The organism is Microbacterium sp. CFBP9023 (genome assembly GCF_034045055.1).
GTDB lineage: Bacteria > Actinomycetota > Actinomycetes > Actinomycetales > Microbacteriaceae > Microbacterium.
On sequence record NZ_JAXCWI010000001.1, the window covers coordinates 18,569 to 31,785 of the forward strand.

A 13,217-nucleotide genomic window follows, 5' to 3' on the forward strand; every position below is an offset into this window, starting at 1 on the left:
CCACGGCATGTCAGCCTGCGGGTTCGAGCTGCACCACGAGACCGCGGTGGTCGCTTCCCGAGCCGCCGATCACGACGGAACCCGTCGTGGACCAGCTCGGCGACGCCATGACGTGGTCGATCGGGGTGCTCAGCAGCGCCGGCAGCGAGCTCGGCCATGTGCCGCTGAATCCGTTGCCGGAGCGGGTCGCACCGTCGCGGCAGTACCCCATGTCGCCGCCGTCGACGCCGAGCCCCGCCATGTGGTCGATCGTGGCGTTGAAGTCGCCCGCGAGGATGAAGTTCCCCTCGGGGCACTGGTCGGCGATCCAGCGCAGGTCGCTCTGCCACTGCGCCATGTCCTCCATCCGGGGCGCGACGGCGTGCACCGCGACGATCGTCGGACCCTCGCCATCGACCGGCATCAGCACCGCGCTGGGCACCGAGCCGGTGTTGTTGGAGCCGTCCTCGGACGACTCGATCACGGAGTACTCGCCGAGGTCGGGGGAGACGAGGACGGTCGTGTGCCAGGACTTGGGGCCGTCGACGACGTCGGGCTTGAACTGCACATGGTGCACCCACATGGGGTGATCCTGATCGCGCAGCAGCACGGCGATCTGCTCGCCCACCTCTTCGGTGGTCTCGGGCAATGCGACGACGTCAGCGCCACGCTCGAGGATCTCCCGCGCGATCTCCTCGGCGGACACCTCGTCGCCGGCCGTGTTCCAGGTGAGCACCCGGATGCTCGAATCGGTGGCGGCGGGGAGCGTGTCTGCGCCGAACCCGCGCATGAAGCCGATGACTCCCGTCGCACCGGCGCCGAGCAGGGCGACGATCAGCACGGATGCCGCGAAGCCGCGCAACGGCTTCGCGAACAGGAGCAGCAGCGAAACGGCCGCGACGAGGAGGAATGCCGCCAGGACCACGCCGCGGGCGGCGACGATCTGCGCGAACGGATAGGTCTGCTCGAGATGGAAGAACTGCGGCCAGACGACGACGGCCGTCGCGATCGCGAGCAGCACGGTGACGAGGATCCCCAGTAGTCGAAACATCCTCTTCAGCCTAGAAGTCCTCTCTGTGAAGTCCCTAGAGCGACAGGCGTGCGCGGCCGACGTCCACGGTCGTCGGTACGCTCGGAGCATGGCCACCGCTCGATCCCGCCGTTTCGCCGGTCCGTCCGACCTGCACATGCACTCGAACCACTCGGACGGAACGGAGTCGCCCGGCGATGTCGTGCGCCAGGCACACCGGTTCGGGGTGCGCACGATGGCGCTGACCGATCACGATCGCACGACGGGGTGGGACGAGGCGGCGGCGGCGACGGCCGAGCTCGGGATGACGTTCATCCCCGGCATGGAACTCTCCGCGAAACACGAGTGGCGCAGTGTGCACGTGCTGGGCTACCTCTTCGATCCGCTCGACGAGGCGCTCGGATCCGAGACCGATCGCATCAGAGGCGACCGGATCGGTCGTGCCGAGCGGATCGTCCGCAGCATCGGTCGTGACTACGACCTCGACTGGGACGATGTCCTCGCCCAGACCACTCTCGACGCGACGGTCGGCCGTCCGCACATCGCCGATGCCCTTGTGGCCCGCGGAATCGTGCGCGACCGCACCGAGGCGTTCGACGGGATTCTGCACCCCAGAGAGGGTTACTACGAGCCGCACTACGCGCCCGACCCGCTCACGGCAGTGCGTCTGATCACCGAGGCCGGAGGGGTGGCGATCATCGCGCACCCTGCCACGATCGGCCGCGACCACATGATGCCGGTGCCGTTCATCGAGCAGCTCATCGCCGCAGGCCTGGGCGGTTTCGAGATCGATCATCGGGAGAACACCGCGGCAGGCCGGAAGACGCTGCACGCGATCGCCGCGAAGCACGATCTCATCGTCACCGGCTCGAGCGACTATCACGGCACCGGGAAACCCAATCTGCCGGGCGAGAACACCACATCCGACGAGATGGTGGAGCGACTGATCGAGCGCGCGACCGGCTCCGCGCCCCGCTACGCGTGACGCCGGGACGGCAGAGGGGCGGGTGCCGCAGCTGCAGCATCCGCCCCTCTGTGAGTCCCTGAGGTGGAGTCGATCAGGCTCCGACGACCGGAGCCGCTCCCGCGCCGCCCGAACCCCCGCGGCGACGACGGCGACGACGGGCCGGGGCCGGCTTGCCGTCGTGGTGCTCCTTGCCTGCGCCGTCGTGGGTGCCGGCGCCCTCGGCGCCGCGGTCCGCTGACGGCGAGGACTGAGAGTCTCCGGGTGATGCGTCGGCAGCGCCCTCGGCGAACGTCGAGCCCACCGGGGTCGAGCCGCCCCGACGACGCCGACGACGGCGGGTGCCGCCCTCATCCGTGCCCTCGGCCGCGGCATCGGCCGCACGCTCGGGGCGCGGTGCGCGCTCGGTCTTCACCGACTGGGTCTTGGGAGCCGAGACGAGACGGCCCTTGGTACCTGCGGGGATGTCGAGGTCACTGAACAGGTGCGGGCTCGAGGAGTAGGTCTCGACCGGGTCGGGCTGCCCGAATTCGAGGGCGCGGTTGATCAGCGCCCACTTGTGCAGGTCCTCCCAGTCGACGAAGGTCACGGCGATGCCGGTCTTGCCCGCACGGCCGGTGCGACCGGCGCGGTGCAGGTACGTCTTGTCCTCGTCGGGGATGGTGTGGTTGATGACGTGCGTGACATCGTCGACGTCGATGCCGCGGGCGGCGACATCGGTCGCGACGAGGACGTCGCGCTTGCCGGCCTTGAACGCGGCCATCGACCGCTCGCGCTGGTCCTGTCCCATGTCGCCATGCACGCCGCCGACGTTGAAGCCGCGGTCGCTGAGCTCGTCGACGAGGCGCTGCGCGGCGCGCTTGGTACGGGTGAAGATCACCGTCTTGCCGCGACCCTCCGCCTGGAGGATGCGGGCGATGATCTCGTCCTTGTCGAGCGAGTGGGCGCGGTACACCAGGTGCTTGATGTTCGCCTGCGTGAGACCCTCGTCGGGGTCGGTCGCGCGGATGTGGATCGGGTTCGTCATGAACCGACGAGCCAGCGCGACGATCGGTCCGGGCATGGTCGCGGAGAACAGCTGGGTGTGACGGACGGCCGGGACCTTCTGGAAGATCTTCTCGATGTCCGCGAGGAATCCGAGGTCGAGCATCTTGTCGGCCTCGTCGAGCACGACCTCGGTCGCGTTGGAGAGGTCGAGCAGACGCTGGCCGGCGAGGTCGATCAGGCGACCGGGCGTGCCGACGACGATCTGGGCGCCCGCCTTGAGCTGGTCGATCTGGCCCTCGTATGCCTTGCCGCCGTAGATCGCGACGACGCTGGTGGAGCGGTTGCTCGTCAACAGGTCGATGTCCTCGTACACCTGCACCGCGAGCTCGCGCGTCGGCACCACGATGAGCGCCTTGACGCCGTGCTCGGGGTCGAGGCCGAGCCGCTGCACCACGGGGATGCCGAAGCCGAACGTCTTGCCTGTTCCGGTCTTGGCCTGGCCGATGATGTCCTGGCCCGGAAGGCCGAGGGGGATGGTCTGCTCCTGGATCGGGAATGCGTCGACGATGCCCTTGGAGGCGAGAGCGTCGATGATGTCCTGATCGATTCCGAGATCAGCGAAGGTTGTCAATGTTCAGATGCCTGTCCGGCGACCTGCGAGGATCGCCATGTTCACGGATCCACGCCGTCTCTTGTGCCACAGGCGCGGGCCCCGCTCCGACGGCGGGGACAGGGACAGCCTACCCGAGGGGGTGGCGACGCCCGGGAATATCGCGTCCCCCGGGTAGTGTGAACCCCGTGGTGAACTGGTTCTGGAAGCGTAGGACGCCCCGGCGCACGATGACGTTGCGCAGTCGGGGCGATCAAGGAGCGGCGACGCGGGTCGACTTCGCCGAACTCGCGCCGGAGCTGCCGCGATTCCTGGGACAGGCGGCGTACCTCCAGCTGGGGTACTTCGAGACGCTCACGCGGCTGATCAGGGCGACTCCGGAGCTCTCCGAGAAGGAGGCGCTCTCCCGGGCAGCCGGTGCTGCGCTCACCAAGCATCGGGCGATCGTCGAACTCATCGCGGAGCGCGGAGACGATCCGACGCAGCTCATGCTCCCGTTCCGGGAGAACCTCGACGCCTTCCGGCGCAAGACCATCGGCGCGCGTCCGCGGGAGACTCTCCTCGCCGTCTACATCACGGCAGGGATGCTCGACGACTTCTACTTCGCACTCGCCTCGAGCTACGGCGACACGGGGGAGAGGGTCGCGGAGATCCTCTCCGAGGACGATGCGCGACACGAGATCGTCGCCATCATCCAGGAGACGATCGACGGCGACGGCGAGTGGCGGTCGCTGCTCTCGATGTGGGCGCGCCGGCTCGTGGGGGACACGATCCTGGTGTGCCGGTCCGCGCTGCGTCAGCCCGAGCTCGCCGCGATGAGCGAGGACCGCGTCGAATTGGTCTACACCGAGCTGATGGGCGCGCACGCACGCCGCATGGATGCGATGGGTCTCGCCTCCTAGCCGACGGACCCGGCCGACGGCATCAGATGCCGAGCGCCGCCTTGGCCGCGGCATCGCTGCGTCGGCGCGACGCGACGATCGCGACGGTGGCGACTGCCGCGATGCCGACGGAGCCCACGACGCTCGCGAGCCATAGCCAGATGCTGTCCTCGCCCACGCCGAGCCACTGCAGGCCGGTGTAGACGACGGCCGCGAGGGCCGTGGCGACAGCGGGGGTGAGAGCGACCCCGCGCAACTCCCGCCCACCGATCATGTAGTGGGCCGCGATGCCGAGCGCGCACGCCCCGACGAGAGCGAGGAGGATGTACATCGTGGGGTCAGGCGAAGAAGCCGACGCGACGAGACTCCTCGGTGCCGAGCTCGATGTACGCGAGGTTCGCGGTCGGAACCAGGTAGGAGTTGCCCTTGACATCGGCGAAGCTCAGGTGAGAAGTGTTCTGCTCGAGAGCCGAGGAGACCTGCGTGCGGACCTCGTCCGCGCTCGATGCGGTCTCGAAGCTGAGCTCGCGGCCGGTGTTGATGATGCCGATGCGGATTTCCACGCGTACTCCTGTTTTCCAGTCGACGATGCTGTGGTCGAGTCGACCTCGGAGGTCGACGACTGAGCCCAACTCTACCGGGCGGCGAGGTGACGGGATCCGCGGATCGGGCCGGTTTCGCCCTGAGCGCACACCGTCGCGAGACGCCGACGCCCGGCGATGTCGGCGCGCCGCAGTAGCGTGGAGGACATGACAGAGGATGCCGCGCAGAACGCCGTGATCGGTGCAGACGCCTCGGCATCCGGCGTCATCATCGGGGCGCCCGGCACGGGCAAGACCCGCACTCTCACCGAGCGCGTCGTCCATCTGCTCGACACAGCGGGGATGCGTCCGGAGCAGGTCCTCGTCCTCACTCCCAGCAGGCAGGCGGCGACCGCGCTGCGGGACCGCATCGGGGTCAGGATCGGTCAGGCCACTCCCGGGCCGCTGGCCAGGTCGCTCGGGTCGTTCGCATTCCAGGTGGTGCGCGGAGCGATGGTTCGCGAAGGGGCGGAGCCACCGGCTCTGCTGACCGGCGCAGACCAGGACCGCCTGATCGCCGAGCTCCTCGCCGGCGACGCGGAGGACGAGCGCATCGACTGGCCGCAGGCGCTGAGCCCCGCCGTACGCGCCTCCAAGGGGTTCCGCTCCGAGCTCCGTGCCTTCCTCGCGGAATGCGTCGAACTGGGGGCGCAGCCCGACGAGCTGCGCACGTCCGATGTCCCCGCCTGGTCGTCCGTCGCCGAGTTCCTCGTCGAATACCGCGCCGTGCTCGACCTGGCACGGGCATCCCACCGCGACGCGGCAGACCTGCTCGCCGAGGCGTGCACGATCCTGCGCACCGCCGAGCCGAGTGCCCTCGGCCCTCTCGCCGACCTCAGGGTGGTGCTCATCGACGACGCGCAGGAGCTGACACGCGGTGGCATCGCGGTGGTCGAGGCGCTCCGTGCGCGAGGCACGGCAGTGCTCGCCTTCGGCGATCCTGACATCTCCTCCGGAGCTTTCCGCGGCGCGAGCCCCGAGTTGTTCGCGCAGCTCGCCACGGCGCTGGGCGAGGTCCACGTGCTCGATGTCCCTCATCGTCAGGCGCCGGCGCTCACCGCGCTGACCCGCACCGTCACGCAGGCGATCGGCGTGTCGGGTCGCGTCGACCACAGGCGCGCGCCCGAGCCCGTCGCCGCGCACAGCCCGGGTGCCCCCGGCGACGTGAGCACCTTCATCGCCCCGTCACCGCATGAAGAGCTCGACCGCATCGCGGGTGTCATGCGCGAATGGCACCTCGTGGATGACGTCCCGTGGGATCGCATCGCGGTCATCGCACACGACACCAGGCAGGTCACGCAGCTCGACGCAGAGCTCGCCGCGCGGGAGATCCCGACGAGAGCCGCGGGCGTGCAACGTCCTCTCGGCTCCGAGCCGATCGTGCGCGACATCGTCGGCATCGTGCGCCTGGCCCTCACGCCGGCCGAGGAGCGGACTCCCCAGGACTGGGAGGAGGCGCTCCGCACGCCCTTCGGAGGCATGGATGCGATCGGGCTCCGACGCCTTCGCGCTCGTCTGCGCCATATCGAGCTCGACCTGGGGGGCTCGACGCCCGCACGGGAACTGCTGCGCCAGGCGCTGGCATCGCCCGACCACTTCACGCTCATCGACGCCCAGGAATCGCGCCTGGCCGCGCGCTTCGCCGCGACGATCGCAGATGTGGCCGCCGCGGCTGCCGACGGCGAGACGATCCACGATCTCCTGTGGCGGGTCTGGGACCAGGCCAGAGCGGTCGACGGGCGCAAGCTCCAGATCGCCTGGCGTGAGATGTCGTTGCAGACCAGCGGTGCGGAGACGGCGCGAGCCCTCGATGCGCTCGTCTCCCTGTTCGGTGCGGCCAAGCGATTCGTCGAGCGCACCCCGAACGAGAAGCCGGAGGTCTTCGTGCGCGACATCCTCGACAGCGAGGTGCCCGAAGACTCCCTCTCGAGTCCCGACCGGCCGGGCCGTGTGACCCTGCTCACACCGGCGACCGCACTCGGAACGGAGTTCGACGCGGTCGTGGTGGCCGGAGTGCAGGACGGAATCTGGCCGAATGTGCGGCTGCGCGGCGGGATGCTCCAGTCCTGGCGTCTCGCCGACGCACTGCTCGCATCCCGCACCGGAACCGCCGAGCACCCGCCCGAGGCACTCGACAGGCGCCGCGCCGCTCTGCACGATGAGCTGCGGCTGTTCGTCCGCGCCATCTCTCGTTCGCGGAGCAGACTCCTCATCACCGCGGTCGATGACGACGACATGACACCCAGTGCGTTCTTCGGCTTCCTCCCGCCGCCCGACCCGCCCGAGCTGCATGCCTCGGCCGAGCACCCGCTCACGCTGCGCGGTCTCGTCGCGCGTCATCGTCGGGTACTGACGACCTCGACCGTCCGTGCCGCCCGAGACCACGCCTCCGCCCAGCTGGCGGTGCTCGCGCGGGAGGGAGTGCCGGGTGCCGATCCGGACGAGTGGTACGGAGTGACGCCGCCGACGACCGATGCACCGCTGCACGACCTCGCCGTCGACGCCGCCCGGGTCTCGCCGTCGCGGATGGAGTCCTTCGAGGAGTGCGAGCTGAACTGGGCGGTGTCCGCCCTGGGCGGCGACACCGTGATGCCGCCGTCGGCCGGAATCGGCACGATCATCCACGAGGCGATGGAGCAGGTGCCCGACGGCGAACTGGACCGTCTGCGTGAGGTCCTGGCCGAGCATTGGCCGGAGCTCGATTTCGAGACGGCCTGGATAGGTCGCAAGGAGAGGCGCCGCGCCGATCTGTACATCGATCGACTGCACAGCTACCTGTCGGACGTGGCGGACGAAGGCGGTCGGGTGATCGCCGGCGAGGTGGAGTTCCGGTTCGCGGTCGAGGTGCCCGAGCAGGAGGGCATCGCGCCGGGCGTGCGTGCGGCGAGCGTCGACGGCGACCCCCATCCGCACCATGCGATCGTGCACGGCTTCATCGACCGGGTCGAGGCGTACACCGCGGGTGGTGGAGAGCATGCGAAGGCGCGGGGACAGAAGTGGACGCGCATGGCCGATGCGCAGAGCGGGGAGCGCGTCGTGGTCGTGGACTTGAAGACCGGCAAGTACGAGCCGGAGAGCGAGCAGAAGGTGGCGGACCACGCCCAGCTCGCCGCATACCAGGTGGCGGTGCAGGAAGGACTCGTGGCGGGAGCGGATCCTGCGGCCCTCGCCGGCGCGCGCCTGGTCTTGGTCGCCAAGACCCTGGCCGGCAGCGATTTCCGCGTGGCGCACCAGCACACCCTCGCCGGTGAAGAGCGTGTCCAGTTCCTCGGGCGGATCGCGGAAGCCGCCCGAGGAATGTCGGCGGCGAGCTTCACGGCCCATGTCGAGGCTCACTGCGCGGATACGCAATGGCGAGTCCAGCCGTGCCGCATCCACACCGTCGCCGCGGTGAGCGCGTGACGGCGTGGACGGGAGCGGGGAACGGGATCTCTGCTCTGGACGTCGCCGCCGCGCTCGGTCTCCCCGCACCGACGGAGGCTCAGCAGCGGGTGATCGAGTCGCCACCGGCGCCGGCTTTGGTGGTCGCGGGCGCGGGCAGCGGAAAGACCGAGACGATGGCCGGCCGCGTCGTCTGGCTGGTCGCGAACGGGCATGTGCGACGCGATCAGATCCTCGGCCTGACCTTCACGCGCAAGGCCGCGGGTGAGCTCGCGGAGCGCATCGGCGTCCGTCTGGCGCTCATCGACGAATACGGGAGACGAGGACTGCTGCCGCACCTGCCCGAGATCGTGGCGAGCGGTGCCCTCGATCGCGTGTCGAGAGCCGCGAACGCCAGACAGCGCGAGGTCGTCCGATCGCAGGTGCTCGACGAGCTCGCCGCAGGTTTCGGCACCGGGGCGGTCTCGACCCCCCGTTCGGCCGAGGATCTGTTGATCCGTCCGAAGGTCTCGACCTACAACGCGTTCGCGGATGGCATCGTGCGCGAGCACGCGGCGCGCATCGGCCGCGACTCCGACGTCGCCATGCTCAGCCAGGCCGCATCCTGGATGCTCGTGCGCGACGTGGTGCTGCGCGCCGACCTGCCGGAGCTGGAGGAGATCGACCGGTCGGTGGCGGGGGTGGTCGACGCGGTTCAGAGATTGGCCGGCGACTCGCTCGATCACCGGGTCGATCTCGACCGCGCCGATCGCATCGCGCTGCGCCAGGCCGAGGCGTTCGAGCCGTACCTCAGCAACGCGGAGGTCGCGACCGCGGCTGCGAACCTGCGCGCTCTTCCCGCTCTGTCCGTCCTGGTGCGCGATTACATCGCCGAGAAGGAGCGCCGCGGAGTGCTGGACTTCGCCGACCAGGTCAGCGGCGCCTACGACATCGTGGAGTCGTCTCCCGACGTGCGCGAGGACCTGCGGCAGCAGCATCAGGTGGTGCTGCTGGACGAATACCAGGACACCTCGGTGATCCAGACGCAGTTCCTCGCCCGACTCTTCCGCGACACCGCGGTGATGGCGGTCGGGGATCCGCACCAGTCGATCTACGGATGGCGAGGCGCCAGCGCGGACAATCTGCACGCCTTCGCGCGCACCTTCTCCGAACACGAGAGCGTCGGCAACTACAGTCTGATGACGAGCTGGCGCAACGACCGGAGCATCCTCGGTGTCGCCAACCGCATCCTCGGTCCGCTGCGCAGGCCCGGATTGGATGTGCCACCGCTCGAGTCTCGTCCCGGCGCCGGCCCCGGGGCGGTCGAGATGAGCTTCCCGCTCACCGTCGATGACGAGGCTCGCGCGGTCGCCGAATGGTTCGCGGCGCGTCGCGCGGAGCACGACGACCTCGCGAAGCCGCATACCGGAGCGGTGCTGTTCCGGTCGAAGCGGCACATGCAGACGTTCGCGGCGGCCCTTGCCGCAGAAGGGATTCCGCACCGCATCCTGGGGCTCGGGGGACTCCTGGCGACCCCCGAGGTCGTCGATGTCGTGTCGACGCTGCGCGTGCTGCACGATCCGACGGCGGGCTCTGCGTTGATCAGGCTCCTCGTCGGTCCTCGATTCTCCGTCGGTGTCGCCGACATGGCGGCGTTGCAGCAGCTCGCGGCGGAGCTCTCCCGTCGGGACAGCGGGCTGCTGCCGCTGGACGACGAGCTCCGCAAACGCATCCGCGCGTCACGGGGGGCGGACGAGGCGCTGTCGATCATCGACGCCGTCGACGTGCTCCGCGGTCTCAGCGACGACTACCGCCTTCTCGCCGGGATCACGCCGGACGGGCGTTCTCGCATCCGTGCCGCGGGCGAGATGCTCGAACGCCTCCGACGGGCGTCGTCGCTTCCGCTTCCCGATCTGCTGAGGCTGATCGAGCTCGAGCTGCGTTTGGACATCGAGCTCGCAGCGAACGAGACCAGAGGGCCGGCGCGTATCGCGGCGACGCAGCTGCGCGCGTTCACTGACGAGGTTCGGTCGTTCCTCGCCGCAGACGAACGGGGGACCATCTCGAGTCTCCTCGCCTGGTTGGAGAAGGCCGAGAGCACAGACGAGCTGGTGCCGCGGCCCGAGCCGCCCGAACCCGGGGTCGTCCAGCTTCTGACGATCCACGGATCCAAGGGGTTGGAGTGGGATGCGGTCGCCGTCGTCCGCATGGTCGAGGGCGAACTGCCGTCGCGCCCGACGGACACCTCAGGATGGTTCGGCTTCGGAGTGCTGCCGTTCGCTCTGCGAGGCGACAGCGCGGCCCTGCCGACCTTCAGTTGGATAGCGCCCTCGGACGAAGAGCTCGATGCGGCGAAGCGGCTGAAGGCAGGTATCGCATCGCTGACCAGCAGGAGCAAGACAGCGCCGGGCGCGATCACGGTCTTCAAGGACGCCTACCGCGAGTATCAGCAGGAGGAGGAGCGTCGACTCGCCTACGTCGCCGTCACCAGGGCGCGCAGTCATCTGCTTCTGACCGGGGCCCACTGGGCGGGGCAGAAGCAGCCGAAGAACCCGAGCCCCTATCTGACCGAGGCGATGGAGATTCTCGGAATCGCTCCGATCGAGCCCGTGGATCCGGACGAGAACCCCTACGACGGCCCCGGCGCAACGCTCACCTGGCCTCTCGACCCGCTCGGCGCTCGGCGTGGGGTCGTCGAGGCAGCCGCCGGCGCCGTGCGCGCGGCAGCCGACGGGGAGCCGGAGGCCGCTCCCGAACTGGCGCGTCTGCTCGCCGAGCGCGCCGCCCGATTGCGTGGCACCGACGCATCACCGCCCACCCGGGTGCCGGCCTCCCGCTTCAAGGACTACGTCACCGATTTCACCGGCACCGTGTCTTCCATCGTCCGTCCGATGCCTGAGCGGCCGTATCGGCAGACCCGGCTGGGCACGCTGTTCCACGCATGGGTCGAGTGGAGGAGCGAACTCGTCGGCGTCGGTCAGCGCGTCGACGAGGCGCTGTGGGAGGTCGACGAGGATGATCTCTCGTTCGTCGAGACCGTCGGCGGAGCGGAGGTCTCGTCCGCCGACGCCGCCGACCTCGAGACCCTGCAGTCGATCTTCGAGGCCAGCGAGTGGGGAGCGCTCAAGCCCATCGCGGTCGAGATCGAGATCGACTTCGCGCTGGGTGGCGCTGTGCCGGATGGCGAACGCCATATCGTCATCTGCAAACTCGACGCGGTCTATCGACGCGAAGATCGCGGCGGGCGCATCGAGATCGTCGACTGGAAGACGGGCAAGGCCCCACGCACACCTCGGGAACGGGAGGAGCGGATGCTGCAGCTCGCGCTCTACCGTCTCGCCTACCACCGTCGTTTCGGAGTGCCCCTGGAGGAGATCGACGTGGCGCTGTACTACGTCGCGGACGACCTCGTCATCCGCGGTGACCGCGTCTACTCCGAGTCGGAGCTCTTCCAGCGCTGGAGCGCTGCTCGGGCGGCCCGCTGAGCCTCGTCCTCCGGCGATCCCTCGTCTGAGCCGTCCGCTCGCTCAGTCCGCGCCGGGTCATCGACCGGGCGTCGCTCCGCGGCGGGCTCCTGCGCGGTGTGCCTGCGCACGCCTGAAAGATCTTCCGTCTCGAGGCCACCGACCTCGAGACGACGAGCGGCGTCCGCGGCGGCGTCGCTGAGATCGCTCGTCGCCTGATCGTCGGCGTCGCCATCGGGACCGTCGGCCTCGTCGTCGCGCCACAGCTCGTTCGGGTTGTACGCGTCGGTCTGCATCGACGTGTCGGCCCCCGCCGAGGCACGTGCCGGTACTCTGTCGAGCGCGTCCAGGGCGGACTCGACGCCCTCGTTGCGCGACGCGATCACGCCGAGATCGTCGCTGTGCAATCCTTCGGCGAGTGCCTCGAGAAGGGCGGCGGCGTCGTCGACGATGTCGGGTCGGTGCAAGGAGTCGCCGTGGACGAGCCATCGGGCGAATTCGAGCTCGGCGAGCAGGCGTGCGCGCACCTCGAGAGCGCCGTCCGGCCCGCGGTCGGCGGCCCGAGCGTACGCGGCATGGACGTCGTGCGCCGCATCAGGGGCGGTGGACAGCCACGACAGATCGATCGCCGGATCTCCGACGGCCAGCGAATGCCAGCCGATGAGTCCGGTGACCTCGGGACCGAGATCCGGGTCGTCCCGGAAGATGAAGGAGGTCGACTGCACGCCGCCCAGCACGACCGTCGATTCGAACCGCCAGAGATCGTCGTCGGCGACGGCGTCGCGCCATCGCACGGTGAGCCGCGCGGGGACGCGCCCGGTCGATGCCGCGGAGTCGATCAGTCGAGCGAGTTCGTCGCGGCTCTCCTGCGCAGACCGCGTCGTCAATCCGGCGCCTCTCACGACCGAGGTGGGCAGGGAGTGCACTGCCGCGATCGCCGCACCCATCGATTCGGCGGCGCCACGGCCGGCCGGCACCATCGCCGCCTCGATCTGGAATCCGGGCAGCAGCTCCGTCACGAGCGCGCGGGCGTCTGCGAGTCGCGTCTCGCCGATGTATTCGGGGGCTCGGAAGGGGAGCATCGCCCGCGCACCGGCCGTCAGAGCCCGCAGCGCGAGGGCCTCGGCGGCCAGCTCGCGTGAGGTCTCGTCGTCATCGGCGACACGGATCGCGAGCTCGCGCCCGTCTGCGAGAGTGGCGACCGCGGAGTCGAAGCGTCCGTCACCGTCGGCGCTGAGCGTGCGGGCCCCGATCACCTCGGCGCCGGGCAGTGCGGCAGTCACCGCCGCGGCTAGAGTGAATGGAGAGCGTCCCATGCCTCCAGGGTAGGTGGACGTGGGGGTGGTCCAGCTTCCGCCACG

At 69.7% G+C, this 13,217-nt stretch carries 9 protein-coding genes; 4 read left to right on the forward strand and 5 right to left on the reverse strand.

Annotation, left to right across the window (positions count from 1 at the left end; translation table 11 throughout):
* Window positions 1-10 precede the first annotated feature (10 nt).
* The gene (locus tag SOM10_RS00110) at window positions 11-1,030 is read right to left on the reverse strand and encodes an endonuclease/exonuclease/phosphatase family protein (protein WP_320487904.1); all 1,020 of its coding nucleotides are present in this window, start codon (window positions 1,028-1,030) and stop codon (window positions 11-13) included.
* An 88-nt stretch (window positions 1,031-1,118) separates the two neighbouring features.
* Between SOM10_RS00110 and SOM10_RS00115 the strand changes: the two genes are divergently transcribed.
* Complete coding sequence (locus SOM10_RS00115; protein WP_187249398.1) at window positions 1,119-1,994, forward strand: PHP domain-containing protein; 876 nt, start codon at window positions 1,119-1,121, stop codon at window positions 1,992-1,994.
* Window positions 1,995-2,067: 73 nt separating this feature from the next.
* Here the strand turns inward: SOM10_RS00115 and SOM10_RS00120 are convergent, their stop codons facing one another.
* Window positions 2,068-3,591, reverse strand: a complete 1,524-nt coding sequence (locus SOM10_RS00120; protein ID WP_053095593.1) for a DEAD/DEAH box helicase — start codon at window positions 3,589-3,591, stop codon at window positions 2,068-2,070.
* Window positions 3,592-3,758: 167 nt separating this feature from the next.
* Here SOM10_RS00120 and SOM10_RS00125 point away from each other — a divergent pair, with 167 nt between their 5' ends.
* Entirely contained in the window at window positions 3,759-4,472 is a 714-nt protein-coding gene (locus SOM10_RS00125) for a ferritin-like fold-containing protein (RefSeq protein ID WP_053095594.1), read from the forward strand.
* Window positions 4,473-4,494: 22 nt separating this feature from the next.
* Here SOM10_RS00125 and SOM10_RS00130 read toward each other — a convergent pair whose 3' ends face one another.
* Together SOM10_RS00130 and SOM10_RS00135 are read right to left on the reverse strand one after the other, a co-directional pair.
* On the reverse strand, window positions 4,495-4,782 hold the full coding sequence (locus SOM10_RS00130; RefSeq protein WP_056278108.1) for a hypothetical protein: 288 nt from the start codon (window positions 4,780-4,782) through the stop codon (window positions 4,495-4,497).
* Between the two features lie 7 nt (window positions 4,783-4,789).
* Complete coding sequence (locus SOM10_RS00135) at window positions 4,790-5,014, reverse strand: DUF3107 domain-containing protein (protein WP_053095596.1); 225 nt, start codon at window positions 5,012-5,014, stop codon at window positions 4,790-4,792.
* Window positions 5,015-5,200: 186 nt separating this feature from the next.
* Between SOM10_RS00135 and SOM10_RS00140 the strand changes: the two genes are divergently transcribed.
* On the forward strand, window positions 5,201-8,434 hold the full coding sequence (locus SOM10_RS00140) for an ATP-dependent helicase (RefSeq protein WP_053095597.1): 3,234 nt from the start codon (window positions 5,201-5,203) through the stop codon (window positions 8,432-8,434).
* Window positions 8,383-11,877 carry an ATP-dependent DNA helicase gene (locus tag SOM10_RS00145; protein WP_320487914.1) on the forward strand — a complete coding sequence of 1,165 codons (3,495 nt, stop codon included), beginning with the start codon at window positions 8,383-8,385 and terminating at the stop codon, window positions 11,875-11,877. Before SOM10_RS00140 ends, SOM10_RS00145 begins: the two co-directional genes overlap by 52 nt.
* Here the strand turns inward: SOM10_RS00145 and SOM10_RS00150 are convergent.
* A complete protein-coding gene (locus SOM10_RS00150; protein WP_320487915.1) occupies window positions 11,823-13,172 on the reverse strand; it encodes a phosphotransferase in 1,350 nt (449 codons plus the stop codon). The two genes, SOM10_RS00145 and SOM10_RS00150, sit on opposite strands and share 55 nt — an antisense overlap.
* Between the last annotated feature and the right edge of the window lie 45 nt (window positions 13,173-13,217).

What these genes read in the sequence shown, in the direction of transcription:
- SOM10_RS00110 (WP_320487904.1), bottom strand. Translation starts at nt 1,030, where the DNA reads ATGTTTCGACTACTGGGGATCCTCGTCACCGTGCTGCTCGCGATCGCG.
- SOM10_RS00115 (WP_187249398.1), top strand. Translation starts at nt 1,119, where the DNA reads ATGGCCACCGCTCGATCCCGCCGTTTCGCCGGTCCGTCCGACCTGCAC.
- SOM10_RS00130 (WP_056278108.1), bottom strand. Translation starts at nt 4,782, where the DNA reads ATGTACATCCTCCTCGCTCTCGTCGGGGCGTGCGCGCTCGGCATCGCG.
- SOM10_RS00140 (WP_053095597.1), top strand. Translation starts at nt 5,201, where the DNA reads ATGACAGAGGATGCCGCGCAGAACGCCGTGATCGGTGCAGACGCCTCG.
- SOM10_RS00145 (WP_320487914.1), top strand. Translation starts at nt 8,383, where the DNA reads ATGGCGAGTCCAGCCGTGCCGCATCCACACCGTCGCCGCGGTGAGCGC.
- SOM10_RS00150 (WP_320487915.1), bottom strand. Translation starts at nt 13,172, where the DNA reads ATGGGACGCTCTCCATTCACTCTAGCCGCGGCGGTGACTGCCGCACTG.